Origin of the sequence: Burkholderia sp. MSMB1459WGS (assembly GCF_001534535.1) — a bacterium.
Taxonomy (GTDB): Bacteria; Pseudomonadota; Gammaproteobacteria; order Burkholderiales; family Burkholderiaceae; genus Burkholderia.
In genome coordinates this window covers 39,233-55,311 of sequence record NZ_LPMU01000020.1, presented here as the reverse complement: position 1 = coordinate 55,311, position 16,079 = coordinate 39,233, and the positions used below count along the sequence as shown (strand labels likewise).

Below are 16,079 nucleotides of genomic sequence, written 5' to 3'. Positions count from 1 at the left end.
GCTAGCATGTTACCGGGGCGCGGAACGCGTGGTTGTACCGATTGCGTCTCGTCGTCCGCGGCGATATCGGCGGCGCGTGCCTGCGCGAAACAGCGCGGCAACCCCGTCGTTACCGGCCTGCGCGCGCGGCCGATGGCACCGGAGCGCCGCGCGGACGCGCTTTCCGTGCCCGACACACGGTTACGCAAGTTACACATTATCAGGCGGGAAAATGGGGCATCGGATTGTTTCGGCGCCTAGAACGCGTCCGGCCGGCTGCCTTGCCCATGCGTCAAACGGGCGTGCCGGTACAATGCAGCGATCCGCCCGGCGGCGGTTCGGCGGACGACGCACAACACGACACGATCAGGAGACGCGCCCAAGATGGCCTCAACGGACAGCCTTTACCAGGCACCTGCCCAATCCCCCTCCATCGACCCCGGTTCCATTTCGGCCCGCCTCGACCGCCTGCCGGCGACGCGCAGCGTCTGGAAGCTCGTGGTGCTGCTGAGCCTCGGCTTCTTCTTCGAACTCTACGACCTGCTGTACAGCGGCTACATCGCGCCGGGCCTCGTGAAAAGCGGCATCCTTTCCGCGACCACGCACGGCCTGTTCGGCACCACCGGCGTCGCGAGCTTCATCGCCGCGCTGTTTTCCGGGCTCTTCATCGGCACGATCGCGTGCGGCTTTCTCGCCGACCGCTTCGGCCGCCGCGCGATCTTCACGTGGTCGCTGCTGTGGTATACGGCCGCCAACATCGTGATGGCGTTCCAGGACACCGCGGCGGGGCTGAACTTCTGGCGCTTCGTCGTCGGTCTCGGCCTCGGCGTCGAGATGGTGACGATCGGCACGTACATCTCCGAACTCGTGCCGAAGCAGATTCGCGGCCGCGCGTTCGCGTGCGAGCAGGCGGTGGGGTTCGTCGCGGTGCCGGTGGTCGCGTTCCTCGCTTACCTGCTCGTGCCGCACGCACCGTTGGGCCTCGACGGCTGGCGCTGGGTCGTGCTGATCTGCGCGCATGGCGCGCTGTTCGTGTGGTGGATTCGCCGCGAACTGCCGGAAAGCCCGCGCTGGCTCGCGCAGCAGGGCCGGGTCGACGAAGCCGACCGCATCATGCGCGTGCTCGAGGCGAAGGTAGAAGCCGAATACGGCCGGCCGCTGCCGCCGCCGGCACCGGCCGAACCCGTCCCGCCGCGCGGCAGCTTCCGCGACATGTGGGTGCCGCCGTATCGCAGCCGCACGATCATGATGACGATCTTCAACGTGTTCCAGACTGTCGGCTTCTACGGCTTCGCGAACTGGGTGCCGACGCTGCTGATCAAGCAGGGCATCACGATCACGTCGAGCCTGATGTATTCGAGCGTGATCGCGCTCGCGGCGCCGATCGGCCCGCTGATCGGTCTCGCGATCGCCGACCGCTTCGAGCGCAAGTCGGTGATCGTTGCGATGGCGGCGGCGATCGTTGTCTGCGGGCTGCTGTTCAGCCAGACGAAGGTGGGTGCTTTCCTGATCGTGCTCGGCATCGGCCTCACGCTGGCGAGCAACATCATGTCGTACAGCTTCCACGCGTACCAGGCCGAGTTGTTCCCGACGTCGATTCGCGCGCGCGCCGTCGGCTTCGTCTATTCGTGGAGCCGCTTCTCGGCGATCTTCTCGTCGTTCGTGATCGCGGCCGTGCTGCGCGGTTTCGGCACGTTCGGCGTGTTCGCGTTCATCGCGGGCGCGATGGTGATCGTGATGGCGGCAATCGGTTGGATGGGGCCGCGCACGAAGGGCATCGCGCTCGAAACCATCTCGAAGTAGCGGGCAGGTGCGCACGCGTGTCGCACGGTTCGTTGCGGCATGCGTGCGAGGCGGTCACAGGTTTCCGGTTTGGGCCGTCCGGTCGCCAAGTTACTTTGTTGTGCGAATCAACCGGGAAGTGCGATCGAACCGGCTCGATCTCGCACGCGCTCGGCCGCAGACGAAACGTCAACACACGAGCTTGCCACGCTACGAATACGCAAGCGGCAACGAGTTGAAACAAAGCGTGACGAAGCGCAATTTCGCCGTGAAATCGCGATTTCCATCGCAGCCGATTCGCATATGGACGAGTAAAATGAAGGGCCTGACGACTCATTAGCCGCCATCGGAGCGCCCGCGTTGCATCGGCGAACGGCTCCGCCGCGAAGAGGCGTCGGCGCCGGGCGCACGCGATGCGCCGGACGTGTCGATGGCTTGCGCGGAAGATGCGCCGCTCGCAACAGCACGCTGCGGCGGCCGGATCGGCCGATGGCTTCGAACGTATGATTCTTGCCCACCTGGCGCGGCAATTTGCAAAGCCGCGTTGCCGTCACCGCGCAGTCGCCGCATACGTGTGGCTCGCTGCGACGATGTCGATTTCCGTTCTCGCCGAACGGCCTGCCTTTGCCGCGCCCGACGCGCCGTCGTCGGCCGTGCAATCGTCATCCGGTGCGTCGCCTGCATCGGTGGCCTCTCTCACGCATCCCGCTTCGTCCGCGCAGGCAGCGTCGGGCGCATCGGCCGCCGCGCCGACATCCGCCGCGTCACAAGCGAATCACGTGAATCACGCGGAACCCGCGAGCGCGGCATCGGGTGCGTCGGCCGCTTCCGCCGCGTCGGCCAGCGCGCCAGCATCGGCTGCCTCCGGCACGCCTGCCAGCGAGGCCGAGCCGCCTCCCCCCACTCCGCCGCGCCGGCATCCGCCGCTGTCGGCCGAGGAGGCGCAGAACGCGACGACGCGCGCGCTCGACATGCGCAAGCGTTTCACGCAGGAAGTCACGCGACGCCTGAACGTGCCGGCGAGCGAGCAGCGCGCGTATGGCGAGCGGCTCCAGCAAGCGCTCGCCGATGCGGATCTCGGCGATCTCGCCGGCGAATACGTCGCGATGGTCGACCGCGCGCCGAACGTGCAGGCGCTGTTCATCTATTTCCGCGCGACGCCGGCCAATGCGTGGCTGATGATCGGCGCATCGCCGGTCGGCACCGGGTTGCCGGGCCAGTACGACCATTTCCTGACGCCGCTCGGCGTGTTTCATCACTCGCCCGACACGATGGATTTTCGCGCGGAAGGGACGACGAACGAGAACGGCATTCGCGGCTACGGGCGCCGCGACATGCGCATCTACGACTTCGGCTGGGTGGACGGCGAGCGCGGCTGGGGCAAGGGCGGCGTGTCGCCGATGCGCTTCCAGATGCATGCGACCGATCCCGACCGGCTCGAGGCGCTGCTCGGCATCCGGCACTCGAAGGGGTGCGTGCGGATTCCCGCGTCGCTGAACACGTTCCTCGACCGGCACGGCCTGCTCGACGACGATTACCAGGCTCGCGTGGAGGCCGGCAAGTCGCTGTGGGTCCTGCGTCGCGATCGCGACGTCACGCCGATCGCGGGCCGCTATCTGGTCGTGATCGACAGCGCCCGCAAGACCCGCCCGGCGTGGTCGCCGATGCCGGGGCGCGGCGCATGGTCGAAGCTGCCGAAGGGTGGCGACACGGCGGACTGAGCGCCGGTGCGCCGAACACAGGCGGCGCGAGGATGAGAATAAATCCGTTTTATCGAGATATAAAGAAAGCAAACTTTTATTATCCGATCCGGGTTCGTATAGTCGAGTCCAGTTTCGCGGAACCCTGCCGCGCCTGGACCACCACCGACCACACGACCCGCATGAAAACTCTCTACAAGCTCGCTCCGCTCGCGATGCTCGGCGCCTTCGCGACCCATGCCTGTGCGCAAAGCAGCATCACACTGTACGGTCTCATCTCGGCCGGTGTCGGGTTCGCGACGAACCAGGGCGGCAAGAACGCGTGGCAGGCGCTGTCCGGCACGAACCAGAACCCGCGCTGGGGGCTGAAGGGCAAGGAGGATCTCGGGCAAGGGCTGTCCGCGGTGTTCCAACTCGAGAACGGCTTCAACGTGATGACGGGCACGGCCGCGCAGAACGGCCGCGAGTTCGGGCGCATGGCGTACGTCGGCCTGGCCGATCGCACTTACGGCTCGCTGACGTTCGGTCGCCAGTACGACGCGATCCACGACTACATCGGGCCCGTGATCATCGCGAGCAACGGCGTGAACATCGGCGACAACGACAACGGCTACAACGACATTCGCGTGCAGAACTCGGTGAAGTACGTGAGCCCCGTCTACTACGGGCTGAAGTTCACCGCGCTGTACGGCTTCAGCAATGCGACCGGTTTCGCGAACAACAGCGCGTACAGCTTCGGGCTCGGCTACGAACGCGGCCCGCTGCACTGGAGCGCGGTCTATGCGCAGTACAACCATCCTTACAGCGCGACGAACCAGGACGGCGCGATCGCGAACGACTACGCGTCGCCGCTGCTGATCTTCAGCAAGAGCGCGATGACGCCGGCCGCGTATGCGAGCCGGCAGCGGATCGCGGGCACGGGCGGCTTCTACACGATCGGCCGCGCGCAGTTCGCCGCGATGTTCACCGACGTGCGCTACGATTACCTCGACAATTCGCACCTGCACCTGCAGAACCTCGGCGTGAACGTCGTCTACACGATGACGCCGCAGCTCTTTCTGGGCGCCGCGTATGCGTTCACGAACGGCAAGTACGACGTGATCGACAAGCGTCCGAAATGGCATCAGGTGAACCTGCAGGCCGACTACTTCCTGTCCAAACGCACCGACGTCGCGCTGACGGTGATCGCGCAACAGGCGGCCGGCGACGCGGATCATGCGCAGATCTTCGCGTATGCGCGTTCGACCGGCACGCGCCAGATGATGGCGACGCTCGGCGTCCGGCACGTCTTCTGAGCACCCGACCATGAGCCATCCGATCGCATCCCGTCGCACCTTCCTGAAACTGTCCGCCGCGCTGGCCGGCACCGCGCTGCTGCCCGAAACGGGCGCATTCGCGGCAGGCGACGCTGCCGCGCGCCGCACGGTGATCATCGATACCGATCCGGGGCAGGACGACGCCATCGCGATCCTGTTCGCGCTCGGCGCGCAGGACCGGCTCGACGTGCGCGCGCTGACGGCCGTGGCGGGCAACGTGCCGCTCGACCTGACCGAACGCAATGCGCGGATCGTCCGCGACTGGGCCGGCCGCACGACGACGCTGCCGGTGTATGCGGGCTGCCCGCGCCCGCTCGTTCGCGAGCTCGTGACGGCCGCGAACGTGCACGGCAAGACGGGGCTCGAAGGCGTCGAACTGCACGCGCCGCGCGCACCGCTCGCCGCCGGTCACGCGGTGTCGTACCTCGTCGATACGCTGAGCCGCGCGACGCCCAACAGCGTGACGCTGTGCGCGCTCGGCCCGCTGACGAACATCGCGACCGCGCTGGTCGAAGCGCCGCAGATTCGCGCCGCGCTGCGCGATATCGTGCTGATGGGCGGCGCGTTCTTCGAGCGCGGCAACATCACGCCGGCCGCCGAGTTCAACGTCTACGTCGATCCGCAGGCGGCCGACGTCGTGTTCGGCAGCGGCGTGCCGATCGTCGTGCTGCCGCGCGACGTCGCGGTGAAGGCGCCGATCACGCCGGCGCGCGTCGCACCGTTCCGCGCGCTCGGCAACCGCTGCGGCGCGATCGTCGCGGACATCATGGAGGCGGAGCTCGCATACAACAGGAAGCGGCGCGGGATCGACGACGCGCCGATGTACGACCCGACGGCCGTCGGCTATCTCGTCGATCCGACGCTGTTCGGCGGACGCAAGGTGAATGTGGTGGTCGAGACGACCGGGCAGTGGACGCTCGGCGAGACGATCGTCGACTGGAACGGGCGCAGCGGCCGTGCGGCGAACGCGACGTGGATCAACGAGGTCGACGCGGACCGCTTCTACGCGACGCTCGTCGAGCGCATCGCGAAGCTGCCCTGAGCGCGCTCGGCAAGCGCGGCGAACGCGGCATCAGATGTGCTTCGCAATCCATTCGCGGCACGCGCGCACGTGCGGGCCGCGATCGTCGGCAGCGAGCGAGATCAGCGAGATCGCGCGCGTGACGCGCGGTTTGTCGACGCGTAGTGCGACGAGTTCGGGATCGTGCAGATGCATCGTGTAGAGGCTCGGCAGCACGGCGATCGCGAGGCCGTTGCGCGCGAGCGCGTAGAGCGGCTCGGTGTATTCCATCCGGTACGTGACGTTCAGGCGCAGCTTCCCGGCGCCGCCGGTGCGATGCAGCGATTCGCTGACGCTGCCGCGCACGAACACCGCGAGTTCGCGATCGACGAGCTTCGCCCACGTGACGCTCTTCGCGCGGGCGAGCGGATCGTCGTGCCGCACGACGATCACGATCTCGTCCTCGAACAGCTGCCGGTAGCGCAGCGTGCCGTCGTCGGTGTCCGGTTCGCGTACGCCGATGCCGAGATCCGCGACGCCGTCGCGCACCGCTTCGACGAGTGCGCTGTTCGGCAAATCGGTGAGCGTGAAGCGCAACGTCGGATGCGTGCCGCGCAATGCGTTGAGCGCGGGCAGCAGGCGGCCCGCGACCGACGGAATGAACGCGATGCGCACGGTCTGGATGCGTTCGCCGATGAGGCGCGTCATGTCGTCGAAGGTGCCGCGCGCCTGATTGAGCAGGCGTTCGGCGAGCGGTAGCACGGCTTCGCCGGCAGTGGTCAGCGTGAGTCGATGGGCGGTGCGTGCGAACAGGCGGCCGCCGAGCAGGAACTCGATCTGGCGGATCGACGCGGTGAGCGCCGGCTGCGTGAGCGACAGCGCCTGCGCGGCTTGAGTGAAGCTGCGTGCATGCGCAAGGACGACGAAGTGCTGGACCTGCCGCAGCGTGAGCGCGGGGAGCAGCGACGAGCGGTCGGACATCGGGCAATAACGGTCGGGATGCGGTACGCGGCAGTATAAGGCCGCGCTGCACGAACCGACACGGGACAATATTCGGAATCACAGGAGAACCACCATGTCAGCGACTGACACGATGCCGGCGCGCGCGCCGGCCAACTGGCTCGAACGCCGCTTCGCGCTCGCCGCGCGCGGCACGAGCGTGCGCACCGAGACGATCGCGGGCGTCACGTCGTTCCTCGCGGCCGCGTACCTGCTCGTCGTGATCCCGTCGCTGCTGGCGACGGGCGGGATGGAGCGCGGCGCGGCGACGACCGCGACGATCGTCGTGTTCGTGCTGTTCACCACGCTGATGGGGCTGTACGCGAACCTGCCGTTCCTCGTCGGCCCCGGCATCGGCGGCTCGGTGATCATCGGCGTGACGCTCGCGACGACCGAGCACGTCGGCTGGCAGACGGGCCTTGGCATCGCGTGCGTGTCGGGCGTGCTGTTCTTCCTGCTGACGATCCTCGGCGCGCGCGGCGTCGTGGTGCGGCTGATTCCGGTGCAGATCAAGCTCGGCCTCGGCGCGTCAATCGGGCTGTTCGTCACGATGCTCGGGCTGCGCAATGCGGGGATGGTCGTCGCGAACGCGACGACCAACGCGTTCGCGCTCGGCGACTTCTCGCGGCCGGGCGCGCTCGTCGCGCTGATCGGTCTCGCGACGGCGATCGTGCTGCAGGCGCGCAAGGTGCCCGGTGCGATCCTGATCGCGATCCTCGTCGCGGCCGCGGCCGGCGTGCCGCTCGGCGTCACGCATCTGCCGGCGTCGTTCGTGTCGCTGCCGCACAGCATCGCGCCGATCGCGTTCAAGCTCGATATCGGCAGCGCGTTGAGCCTGGCCGCCGCGCCGTACCTGTTCGCGTTCTTCGCGGCGGAATTCTTCTCGACGCTCGGCACCGCGCTCGCGGTCGGCGCGAAGGCGAACCTGCTCGACGAACAGGGCAACCTGCCGAACATCAACCGGCCGTTCCTCGTCGATTCGCTCGCCGCGACGCTCGGGCCCGTGTTCGGCATTCCGGCGCTGACCGCGCTGATCGAATCGGCTGCAGGCGTCGAAGCCGGCGGCCGCAGCGGGCTGTCGTCGCTGGCGGCGGCCGTGCTGTTCGCCGCGATGTTGCTGTTCGTGCCGGTCGCGCTCGCGATCCCGAAGGAGGCGACCGCGCCGGCGCTGATCCTGATCGGGCTGTCGATGTTCGCGACGATCCGTCATACGCATTTCGACGACTTCACCGATGCGCTGCCCGTGATGTCGATGGTACTGCTCACGCTGATGTCGAACAGCTTCGGCACCGGCATTGCCGGCGGGCTGCTGTGCTACGTGCTCGTCAAGCTGCTGGCCGGCCGCTGGCGCGACGTGTCGTGGGGGCTCGTCGTACTCGCGATCCCGCTCGGCTATTACTTCTGGACCGTCGTGAAGCCGCACTGAGAGACGGCTTGCGCGACGCATCGCACTACCGCAAAAGAGACTGACATGAAGGGAACACCAGGCAACGTCCCGGCCGCGCGCACGGGCATCGAGATCACGCCGGCCCATCGGGCCTTCTTCCACGCGTTGCCGAAGGTCGAGCTGCATTGCCACCTGCTCGGCGCGGTGCGGCACGATACGTTCGTCGCACTGGCCGAACGCAGCGGCGCGCCGATCGAGCGTGCGGAGATCGACGCGTTCTACGCGCGCGGCGAGAAGCCGGTCGGCGTGCTGCACGTGCTGCGCGCGCTCGACCGGTATCTGCTGACGCAACCCGACGACCTGCGACGAATCGCATACGAGTATCTGGAAGACGCGGCCGCGCACAACGTGCGGCACGCGGAGTTCTTCTGGAATCCGACGGGAACGGTGCGGGTATCGGGCATCGCGTATGCGGACGCGCAGGCCGCGATCGTGACCGCGATCCGCGATGCCGCGCGCGATTTTCGAATCGGCGCGCGCCTGATTCCGAGCATCGATCGCGAGCAGGATCCCGACGAAGCGGTTGCGGTCGTCGAGTGGATGAAGGCGAATCGCGCGGACGAAGTCGCGGGGCTCGGCATCGACTATCGCGAGAACGACCGGCCGCCCGAGCTGTTCTGGAAGGCGTACCGCAATGCACGCGCGGCCGGCTTTCGCACGACCGCGCATGCGGGCGAATTCGGGATGCCGTGGCGTAACGTCGAGACGGCCGTCGATCTGCTGCAGGTCGACCGTGTCGATCACGGCTATACGATCGTCGACAATCCCGAGCTGTGCGCGCGCTACGCGGAGCGCGGGATCGTGTTTACCGTTGTGCCGACGAATTCGTACTATCTGCGCACGCTGCCGCCGGAGCAATGGGCCGAGCGGCATCCGATGCGCAAGATGCCCGGCCTCGGGTTGAAGATTCATCCGAACACCGACGATCCGACGTTGCACAAGGTCGATCCGAGCGAGGCGTGGGAACTGATGTTCAGTCATTTCGGCTTCACAGTGGCCGACTTGAAGCAGTTCATGCTGAACGGGATCGACGGCGCGTGGGTCGACGATGCAACGAAGGCTGCGTGGCGTGCCGCATGGTCCCCGGAGTTCGATGCGCTCGCTGCAGCGCTTGCGGCGGGTTGAGCGAGCCGCCGGCATCGCGCAACCCGGCGTAGCGGGGCACCAGGCTCGCGATTTCGGTGGTGCCTGACGTCGTGCGGCGTTCAACGTCGATGGACGACGAAGCCGGCGGTGATGCGTGCCCGGCCCACTTCGTTCAGGCGGGCCCGGGGGCGTACGAGTCGTTCGGGCCGGATGTCCCGCATCCGTAGCGTCATCGCTGCGCACCGTTGGCCGCAGCAGGCTCCCTTTCAGGCTGGCATCCGCCGCTTGCGTTCGCTATATTGGCGTCCGGCGGCATCCGGTCGTGATGTCGCCGCCGTGCGCGCCCGCGCCGGCATTCCAACAGCAATTCGAACCTGAGAGGCTCCACCGTGCGCATTCCGGTTTTCTGTCTGATGTTGTGCGTCTCGCTGTCCGCGCGAGCCGGCAGTGCCTGCGATGGGCTGCTCGGCGATTACGCGCCGGCCGCCGGCAAGCCTGCGACCATGCGGGTCGAGAAGGTGGGGAGCGACATCGTGCTGCGTGCGCGTGATGGCGGCCGCTGGAGCCTCGATACGGCTCCGGCGCACGAGGCCGAACTCGATACGGACGGTCCGGAGAAACCGCCTGCCGACGCATGCGTGCTCGAGGTGCCGGGCGGCCAGCTGGTCAGGATGCCGATCGGGACGCCGTATCAGGTCACGTCCATCGCGGGCAACGGCTTCACGACGAAGCATTCGACCACCGGCGTCCTGCTGCTGAGGACGCAAGGCTTCCAGGTCGATGGCATCGAACTGTATCGGGTCGCGCGCAGCGGCGGTTCACCGTCGGCGCCGTGAGGGCGGTTGCCGCGCGCTGACGGCGAGCGGACCAGCAGGTTGCGGCATACGGCGACACAACAACGAGGCGGCTCCTTCCGATGGGCAATCGAGCATATCTGTACCTCCAGGCCGGTGACGGCGACGACGCGCGAACGATCCCGTTCGCGGAATCCAATAACCACTTCCCCTTGCTGTGGCGCGTGCTGCTTGCCGACGGCGGCGCAGGCGACGCGATTACCGATCAGCGCGTGTTCGACGCCGGCACGCCGAATCTCGTGAGCGACGCCCGTGCCGCGCATGTGCGCGTTAGCCGGCTCGCATCGTTCGTCATCGCGTATCCGCTGCCGGGCGACGATCCGGCGCTCGCACGCCAGTTCGATGCGCTCGTGCATCATCTAGGCGAATCGATCGATGCGCTCGGCGACGCGCATGGCGCGCCGCGGCTGTCCGCGAACCTCGACGAACTGTCATGGTTCGACGACGGCGATCCGAACGACTACATCGCCGAGGAGCGCGATGCGTGCACGCGCCTGTGGTGGCGCGTCGCGAACTGCATGGACTTTCGCGACGTGCGCGGCGTGCGCGACGTGCTCGAGATCGACACGCCCGCCGACTGGCGCGACTGGGCATGGGGCTTCGGGTTCGGGGGGCTGTCGCACTACTACTTCTGGCATCAGGAGCCGCCGCGCAGCGCGACCTACGACGATCTGTTCGGCGGCGGCGAACTGCATGGCGACTATCTCGGCGACGGCACGTTCAGCTTTCGCTCGCGCAACGGGCAGTGGGGCGTACGGCGCGAAACCGACGATGCATGGCGCGTGATCGTACCGCCCGAATGGGCGAACCTGTGGGCCAGCGGCGCGCGTAACGGCCGGCTGCTGTGGGCCGCGCGCGACGGCAAGGTCGGGCTGTTGCTGGCCGACGGCGACGGGACGCGGATCGTGCGCGAACCGGCGTTCGACGCGGTGTGGAATTTCAGCGGCGACGTCGCGTGCGTGCGCGTAGGCGAGCGGTTCGGGCTCGTGCGCACGGATGGTGCGTGGGTGATCGAGCCGACGCTCGATGATTTCGGCGAGTTCACCGACGGCGTTGCGTCCGCGAGCCTGGGCGGCCGTTGGGGCTTCGTCGACACGCATGGCGCGTGGGTGATTCCGCCGCGTTTCGACGACGCGCACGAATTCGTGAACGGCGCCGTCGCGGCGGTAGCCGAAGGGGAGCAGTGGGGGCTGATCGGGCGCGACGGTCAATGGCGCGCGCAGCCCGAGTGGGCCGCGCTCGAATGGTCGTCGGAGTGCGGCGCATTCGTCGCGCGGCGCAACGGTCACGTCGGTCTCGTCGATGCGAAAGGCCGGGTGACCGTCGGACCGCATTACGCGGAAGTGGTCCCGCTGACCGACGGCGACCGCGCGGAAATGTTCGACGAACTCGGCGCGATCCGCCATATCGTGCGGCGCGACGACGGACGTTGCGCGATCGTCGACGGGCAGGGTCGTGTGCTGACGCCGTTCGACTTCGTCAACATGGGCGCGCTGTCGTGGTTGCCCGACGACGAAGCGGTGCCGGGCGAGCTGTTCACGCGTTACGCGATCGGCGTCCTGCCGGGCGAGCCGGTGCAAATGGCGATCTGCGATCTCGAGACGGGCGCGACGATCGCGCAGGGACGCTACGACGACGTGGCCGGGCTATTCTGGGGCGCCGATCACGGCTGGCTGGCCTGCGTGCAGGATGACGACGGCAACGACGTGCGCGCGACGGTGTTGCGCGCGGACGGCACCGTGCTCCATCCGGCGCATTACACGCGGCTTGGCGACGACATGCTGTTCGACGACGACCGCGACGACGATGCCGCGCATGCGACGCCGATGCCGTGGTTCGTTCGCCGTGTCGAGATCGCGCAGCGCTGGAGCATGGACGAACCGGTCGCCGCACTGCGCGACGACGGCGTGCCCGTGTGGCTATACGCGGACGGACACGCGACGACGACGCCCCGGTAGCCCGGAGCGTCGCCGGCACGTCAGCGAAAGAACCTCAGCCAGTCGAACCAACCCGAATGCTGCGCACGCCGCCTCGGCGCCGGTGCGCTGCGCGGCCGGAAGTCCGGCGAGAACTGCACGTGCGGATCGATCGCATGCGCGCGCAGCGCCGCATCGTAGAACGATCCGACGATCGGCAGCGCGCTGTGCGCGCCCGCGCCCCAGTAGTCGCTGCGCAGCGTCACGTTGCCGTCGTCGAAGCCGACCCACGCGCCGGCCACCAGTTGCGGATGCATCAGGATGAACCAGCCATCCGTGTTGTCCTGCGTCGTGCCGGTCTTGCCCGCGACGTCGATCCGAATTCCGTAGCGCGAGCGGATGTCGGCGCCGGTGCCGTAATCCACGACGCCGCGCATCGCGTCGACGAGCGTCTGTGCCGCGGCCACCGGTAACGCACGCTCGGGCGGCGCACTGCCGAACGCGGCGAGCACCTTGCCGTCGCGATCCTCGATGCGCGTGATCATCTGCGGCGCGACGTACACGCCGCGGTTCGCGATCGTGCCGTACGCGGACACCATTTCCTTCAGCGTGACAGGGCTCGTGCCGAGCGCGAGCGACGGCACCGCGTCGAGCGGGCTGTCGCGCACACCCATCGCGCGCGCGAGCTGCGCGACTTTCGCGGCGCCTTCGTGCTGCATGACCTGCGCGGTGATGCGGTTGCGCGACAGCGCCAGCCCGTCGCGCAGCGTCATCGGCTCGCCGGTCGGCGGCTCCGCATCGGTCGGACGCCACACCGAGTGCGCGTCGATCGGGATCGCGACGGGGCGGTCGACGAACGTATCGCCCGGCCGCATCCCGTCCGCGAACGCGGCCGCATAGACGAACGGCTTGAAGGTCGAACCCGGCTGGCGCCGCGCCTGCGCGACGTGATCGAACGGCGCGCTGCCGAAATCGGGGCTGCCGACCCATGCGCGGATCGCGCCGTTGCGCGGATCGATCGCGACGAAGCCGGCTTGCACCAGCGTCTTGCGCTCGCACAGCGCCCGCATGAATGCGCGATTCGCGCCGAGCTGCTGCAGCGCAACTCCGTCGGCGAGCCCGGTGTCGCGTGCCTGCCGATACTCGGGCGTCTGGCGCATGAAGCCGCGGAACAGATCGTTGCGCAGCCCGCAGCCGGACGGCCCGCGCCACGCGCCGTCGGCGATCGCCTGCAGCCGTTCGGTCTGCCGCGTCAGCGCCTGCGTGGCCATGTCCTGCAGTCGCGCGTCGAGCGTCGTGCGCACGACGAGGCCGTCCGAGTAGAGATCGTGGTCGTTGCGGTCGGCCCACGCGATCAGCCACTTGCGCAGTTGCACCGCGAAATGCGGCGCGAGGCCCGGCTGCGCCGTCTGCGGCTCGAAGTCGACGCGCAGCGGCTGGTGCTGCAGTTTCGCGAGTTGCCGCGGCGACAGCATGCCCATCTGCGCCATCCGGCCGAGCACGATGTTGCGCCGCTGGACCGCGCGTTCCGGATTCAGCACCGGATTGTAGTAACTGTTGCCCTTCAGCATCCCGACGAGCGTCGCGCTTTCCGCGATGTCGAGCTGGTCCGCCGACTTGCCGAAGTAGGTGCGCGCGGCCATTTCGACGCCGTAAGCGTTGTACAGGAACGGCACGGTATTCAGGTAGGTTTCGAGAATCTCGTCCTTGCTGTACACCGATTCGATCTTGAACGCGGTGATCAGCTCCTTCATCTTGCGCGTGAGCGTCGGCGCGCGGCCGACTTCGTCGGGATACAGGTTGCGTGCGAGCTGCTGCGTGATCGTCGAGCCGCCCTGGCGGCTGCCCGAGAACGTCTGCAGCCCGGCCGCGAGCGTGCGGCGCCAGTCGATGCCGTGATGCGCATAGAAGCGGTGATCCTCGGTCGCGATCAGCGCGTCGACCATGTGCGGCGAGATCTGCTTGAGCGGCACCCATTCGCGGTTCACGGGCCGGAATTCGGCGATCAGCTGGCCGTCGGCCGACAGCACACGCGCGGGGCGGTCGATGCGCGCCTTGCGGATGTCGCCGATGCTCGGCGTGAACGGAACGAACGCGAGCAGGACCAGCAGGCCCAGCACGGGAATCGCGGCGAGCGTCAGCGTCACGCCGCGCCGGGTCGGATGGCGCAGGCGATGCAGCGCGCCGGCGCACAGTGCGCGCACGCGCGTGCGGCACGCGGCGGCGAGCGGCGCGACACGGGCGCGGCAACGGAGCCACGCATCTCGGAGAAACGGCACGAAGCGATTCAAGGCGGCAGGGGCGCGGAACGAAGACGCGCGATCCTAGCAAACGGAACCCGCGCGCCGGCCGCCGAAACGGCCGTTTGCTTGCAGGATTTACAGACGATTACGTTTGTTGCCCGCCGCCAACCTTTTATCGCGCGCGGGGCCGCGATTCCACCGACGAAACCACGTCCGCGAGCCGCTGCGCGGCCGCTTCCATCTGCGCGCGGCCGAATCCGCCGAAGCCGAGTACGAGCCCGGGGCGCGCCGTGCCGGGCGCGAACATCGGCGACACCGCACGCACCGCGACACCGGCCCGGGCGGCGCGCGCGACCACGTCGAGATCGTCGATGCCCGCCGCGAGCCACAGCACGACGTGCATCCCCTGGTCGCCCGGCTGTACCCACGCGCGCTCGCGCGGTAGCCGCGCGCCGAGCGTGTCGATCAGCAGCGCGCGCTGTTCCGCATAGACGCCGCGCACGCGGCGGATGTGGCGATCGAGATGGCCTTCGGCGATGAACGCGGCGAGCACGTGCTGGTCGGCGGTCGGCGCGTGGCGGTCCATCAGCGCGCGCGCGCCGCAGAACGCGGGCACGAGATCGTCGGGTGCGATCACGTAGCCGAGCCGCAGCGACGGAAACAGGATCTTGCTGAAGGTGCCGAGATAGATCACGCGGTCGGGCGCGAGGCCCTGCAGCGATGGGAACGGATAGCCTTCGTAGCGCAATTCGCTGTCGTAGTCGTCTTCGACGACCCATGCGCGGTGCGCGCCCGCCCACGCGAGCAGCGCATTGCGCCGCGCCATGCTCAGCGGCATGCCGAGCGGGTACTGGTGCGACGGCGTGACGAACGCGGCGCGCGCATCGGGCGCGAGACGCACGCCCGCGTCGACGTCGAGGCCGTCGGCGTCGACCGGCACGCGCACCATCGCGTCGCGCCGCCCGGTGCTTTCGAGCAGCGCGGTGATGCCGCGATAGGCCGGATTCTCGACCCACGCACGATCGTTCTCGCCGAGCAGCACCTGGCTCGCGAGATGCAGCCCCTGCTGCGTGCCGCTCGTGATCACGACCTGGCCGGCATCGCAGCGCACCGAGCGCGACCGGCGCACGTAGTCGGCGATCGCCTCGCGCAGCGGCAGCGCGCCTTGCGGATCGGCATAGCCGGACGGCGCGCCGGCGCCGCGGGCGCGCAGGCGATTGCCGAGCCGGCGCCAGATGTCGTCGGGCGCGGTGAGGCCGACCGGCACCGAGATCGCGAACGGCATGGCCGGCAGCGGATTGAATTCGTGGGCGAGCCGCGCGAAGGTGGCGGCGGGCTCGGGCAGGCCGTCGCGCACCGGGCGCCGACGCCGGGCGGGCGGCTCGGGCTCGGTGCCGGGCGCCGCCTCCGCGAGCGCGTTCGCGACCCGCGTGCCCGCGCCGCCGCGCGATTCGAGAAAGCCTTCGGCGACGAGCTGCGCATACGCATCGACGACGGTGCCGCGCGCCACCTGCAGCGACGCGGCCAGCAGCCGTGTGGAAGGCAGCGCGTCGCCGGGCCGGACGTCGCCGCGGCGCACCGCGTCGCGCAGCGCCTGCGCGAGCTGGCGGCTCAGGTCGCCGGCTGCGCGGTCGAGCGCGCCGAGCGACGGGATTTCGACGATCCGGGCCGTTCTTGCCATGATTCTGGTCTGCTGAAATTGTTTTAAACCGGCTCTACAGGATAAACCAGTTTGCAGTCACAATCGAACCATGACG

The 16,079-nt window shown here is 68.5% G+C and carries 11 protein-coding genes; 8 read left to right on the top strand and 3 right to left on the bottom strand.

The features are described 5' to 3' along the window. Window positions 1-363: 363 nt before the first annotated feature. The 4 genes from WT97_RS07400 (at window position 364) to WT97_RS07385 (ending at window position 5,819) form a co-directional block, all read left to right on the top strand. Window positions 364-1,782: an MFS transporter gene (locus WT97_RS07400; RefSeq protein WP_060353243.1), complete on the top strand. Its 1,419-nt coding sequence runs from the start codon at window positions 364-366 to the stop codon at window positions 1,780-1,782. Window positions 1,783-2,174: 392 nt separating this feature from the next. Further along, a complete protein-coding gene (locus WT97_RS07395) occupies window positions 2,175-3,482 on the top strand; it encodes a hypothetical protein (RefSeq protein ID WP_082751352.1) in 1,308 nt (435 codons plus the stop codon). Window positions 3,483-3,643: 161 nt separating this feature from the next. After that, a complete protein-coding gene (locus WT97_RS07390) occupies window positions 3,644-4,756 on the top strand; it encodes a porin (RefSeq protein ID WP_060353241.1) in 1,113 nt (370 codons plus the stop codon). Window positions 4,757-4,766: 10 nt separating this feature from the next. Continuing rightward, complete coding sequence (locus tag WT97_RS07385; RefSeq protein WP_060353240.1) at window positions 4,767-5,819, top strand: nucleoside hydrolase; 1,053 nt, start codon at window positions 4,767-4,769, stop codon at window positions 5,817-5,819. Between the two features lie 30 nt (window positions 5,820-5,849). Here WT97_RS07385 and WT97_RS07380 read toward each other — a convergent pair whose 3' ends face one another. Continuing rightward, window positions 5,850-6,758, bottom strand: a complete 909-nt coding sequence (locus tag WT97_RS07380; RefSeq protein ID WP_059500548.1) for a LysR family transcriptional regulator — start codon at window positions 6,756-6,758, stop codon at window positions 5,850-5,852. 94 nt (window positions 6,759-6,852) lie between these two features. On the opposite strand from WT97_RS07380, the gene WT97_RS07375 reads away from it, so the two are divergent. The 4 genes from WT97_RS07375 to WT97_RS07360 all read left to right on the top strand — a co-directional run bounded on the left by WT97_RS07375 (window position 6,853) and on the right by WT97_RS07360 (window position 12,121). Beyond that, window positions 6,853-8,202, top strand: coding sequence for an NCS2 family permease (locus WT97_RS07375; protein WP_060353239.1), 1,350 nt, complete (start codon window positions 6,853-6,855; stop codon window positions 8,200-8,202). Between the two features lie 45 nt (window positions 8,203-8,247). Next, complete coding sequence (gene add, locus WT97_RS07370; RefSeq protein WP_059500550.1) at window positions 8,248-9,348, top strand: adenosine deaminase; 1,101 nt, start codon at window positions 8,248-8,250, stop codon at window positions 9,346-9,348. Window positions 9,349-9,722: 374 nt separating this feature from the next. Beyond that, entirely contained in the window at window positions 9,723-10,145 is a 423-nt protein-coding gene (locus WT97_RS07365; RefSeq protein ID WP_060353257.1) for a hypothetical protein, read from the top strand. 80 nt (window positions 10,146-10,225) lie between these two features. Continuing rightward, on the top strand, window positions 10,226-12,121 hold the full coding sequence (locus WT97_RS07360) for a WG repeat-containing protein (protein ID WP_060353238.1): 1,896 nt from the start codon (window positions 10,226-10,228) through the stop codon (window positions 12,119-12,121). A gap of 20 nt (window positions 12,122-12,141) precedes the next feature. Here the strand turns inward: WT97_RS07360 and WT97_RS07355 are convergent, their stop codons facing one another. Together WT97_RS07355 and WT97_RS07350 are read right to left on the bottom strand one after the other, a co-directional pair. Further along, window positions 12,142-14,370, bottom strand: a complete 2,229-nt coding sequence (locus tag WT97_RS07355) for a penicillin-binding protein 1A (protein ID WP_060353237.1) — start codon at window positions 14,368-14,370, stop codon at window positions 12,142-12,144. A gap of 124 nt (window positions 14,371-14,494) precedes the next feature. Then, entirely contained in the window at window positions 14,495-16,003 is a 1,509-nt protein-coding gene (locus tag WT97_RS07350; RefSeq protein ID WP_060353236.1) for a PLP-dependent aminotransferase family protein, read from the bottom strand. Window positions 16,004-16,079: the final 76 nt, after the last annotated feature.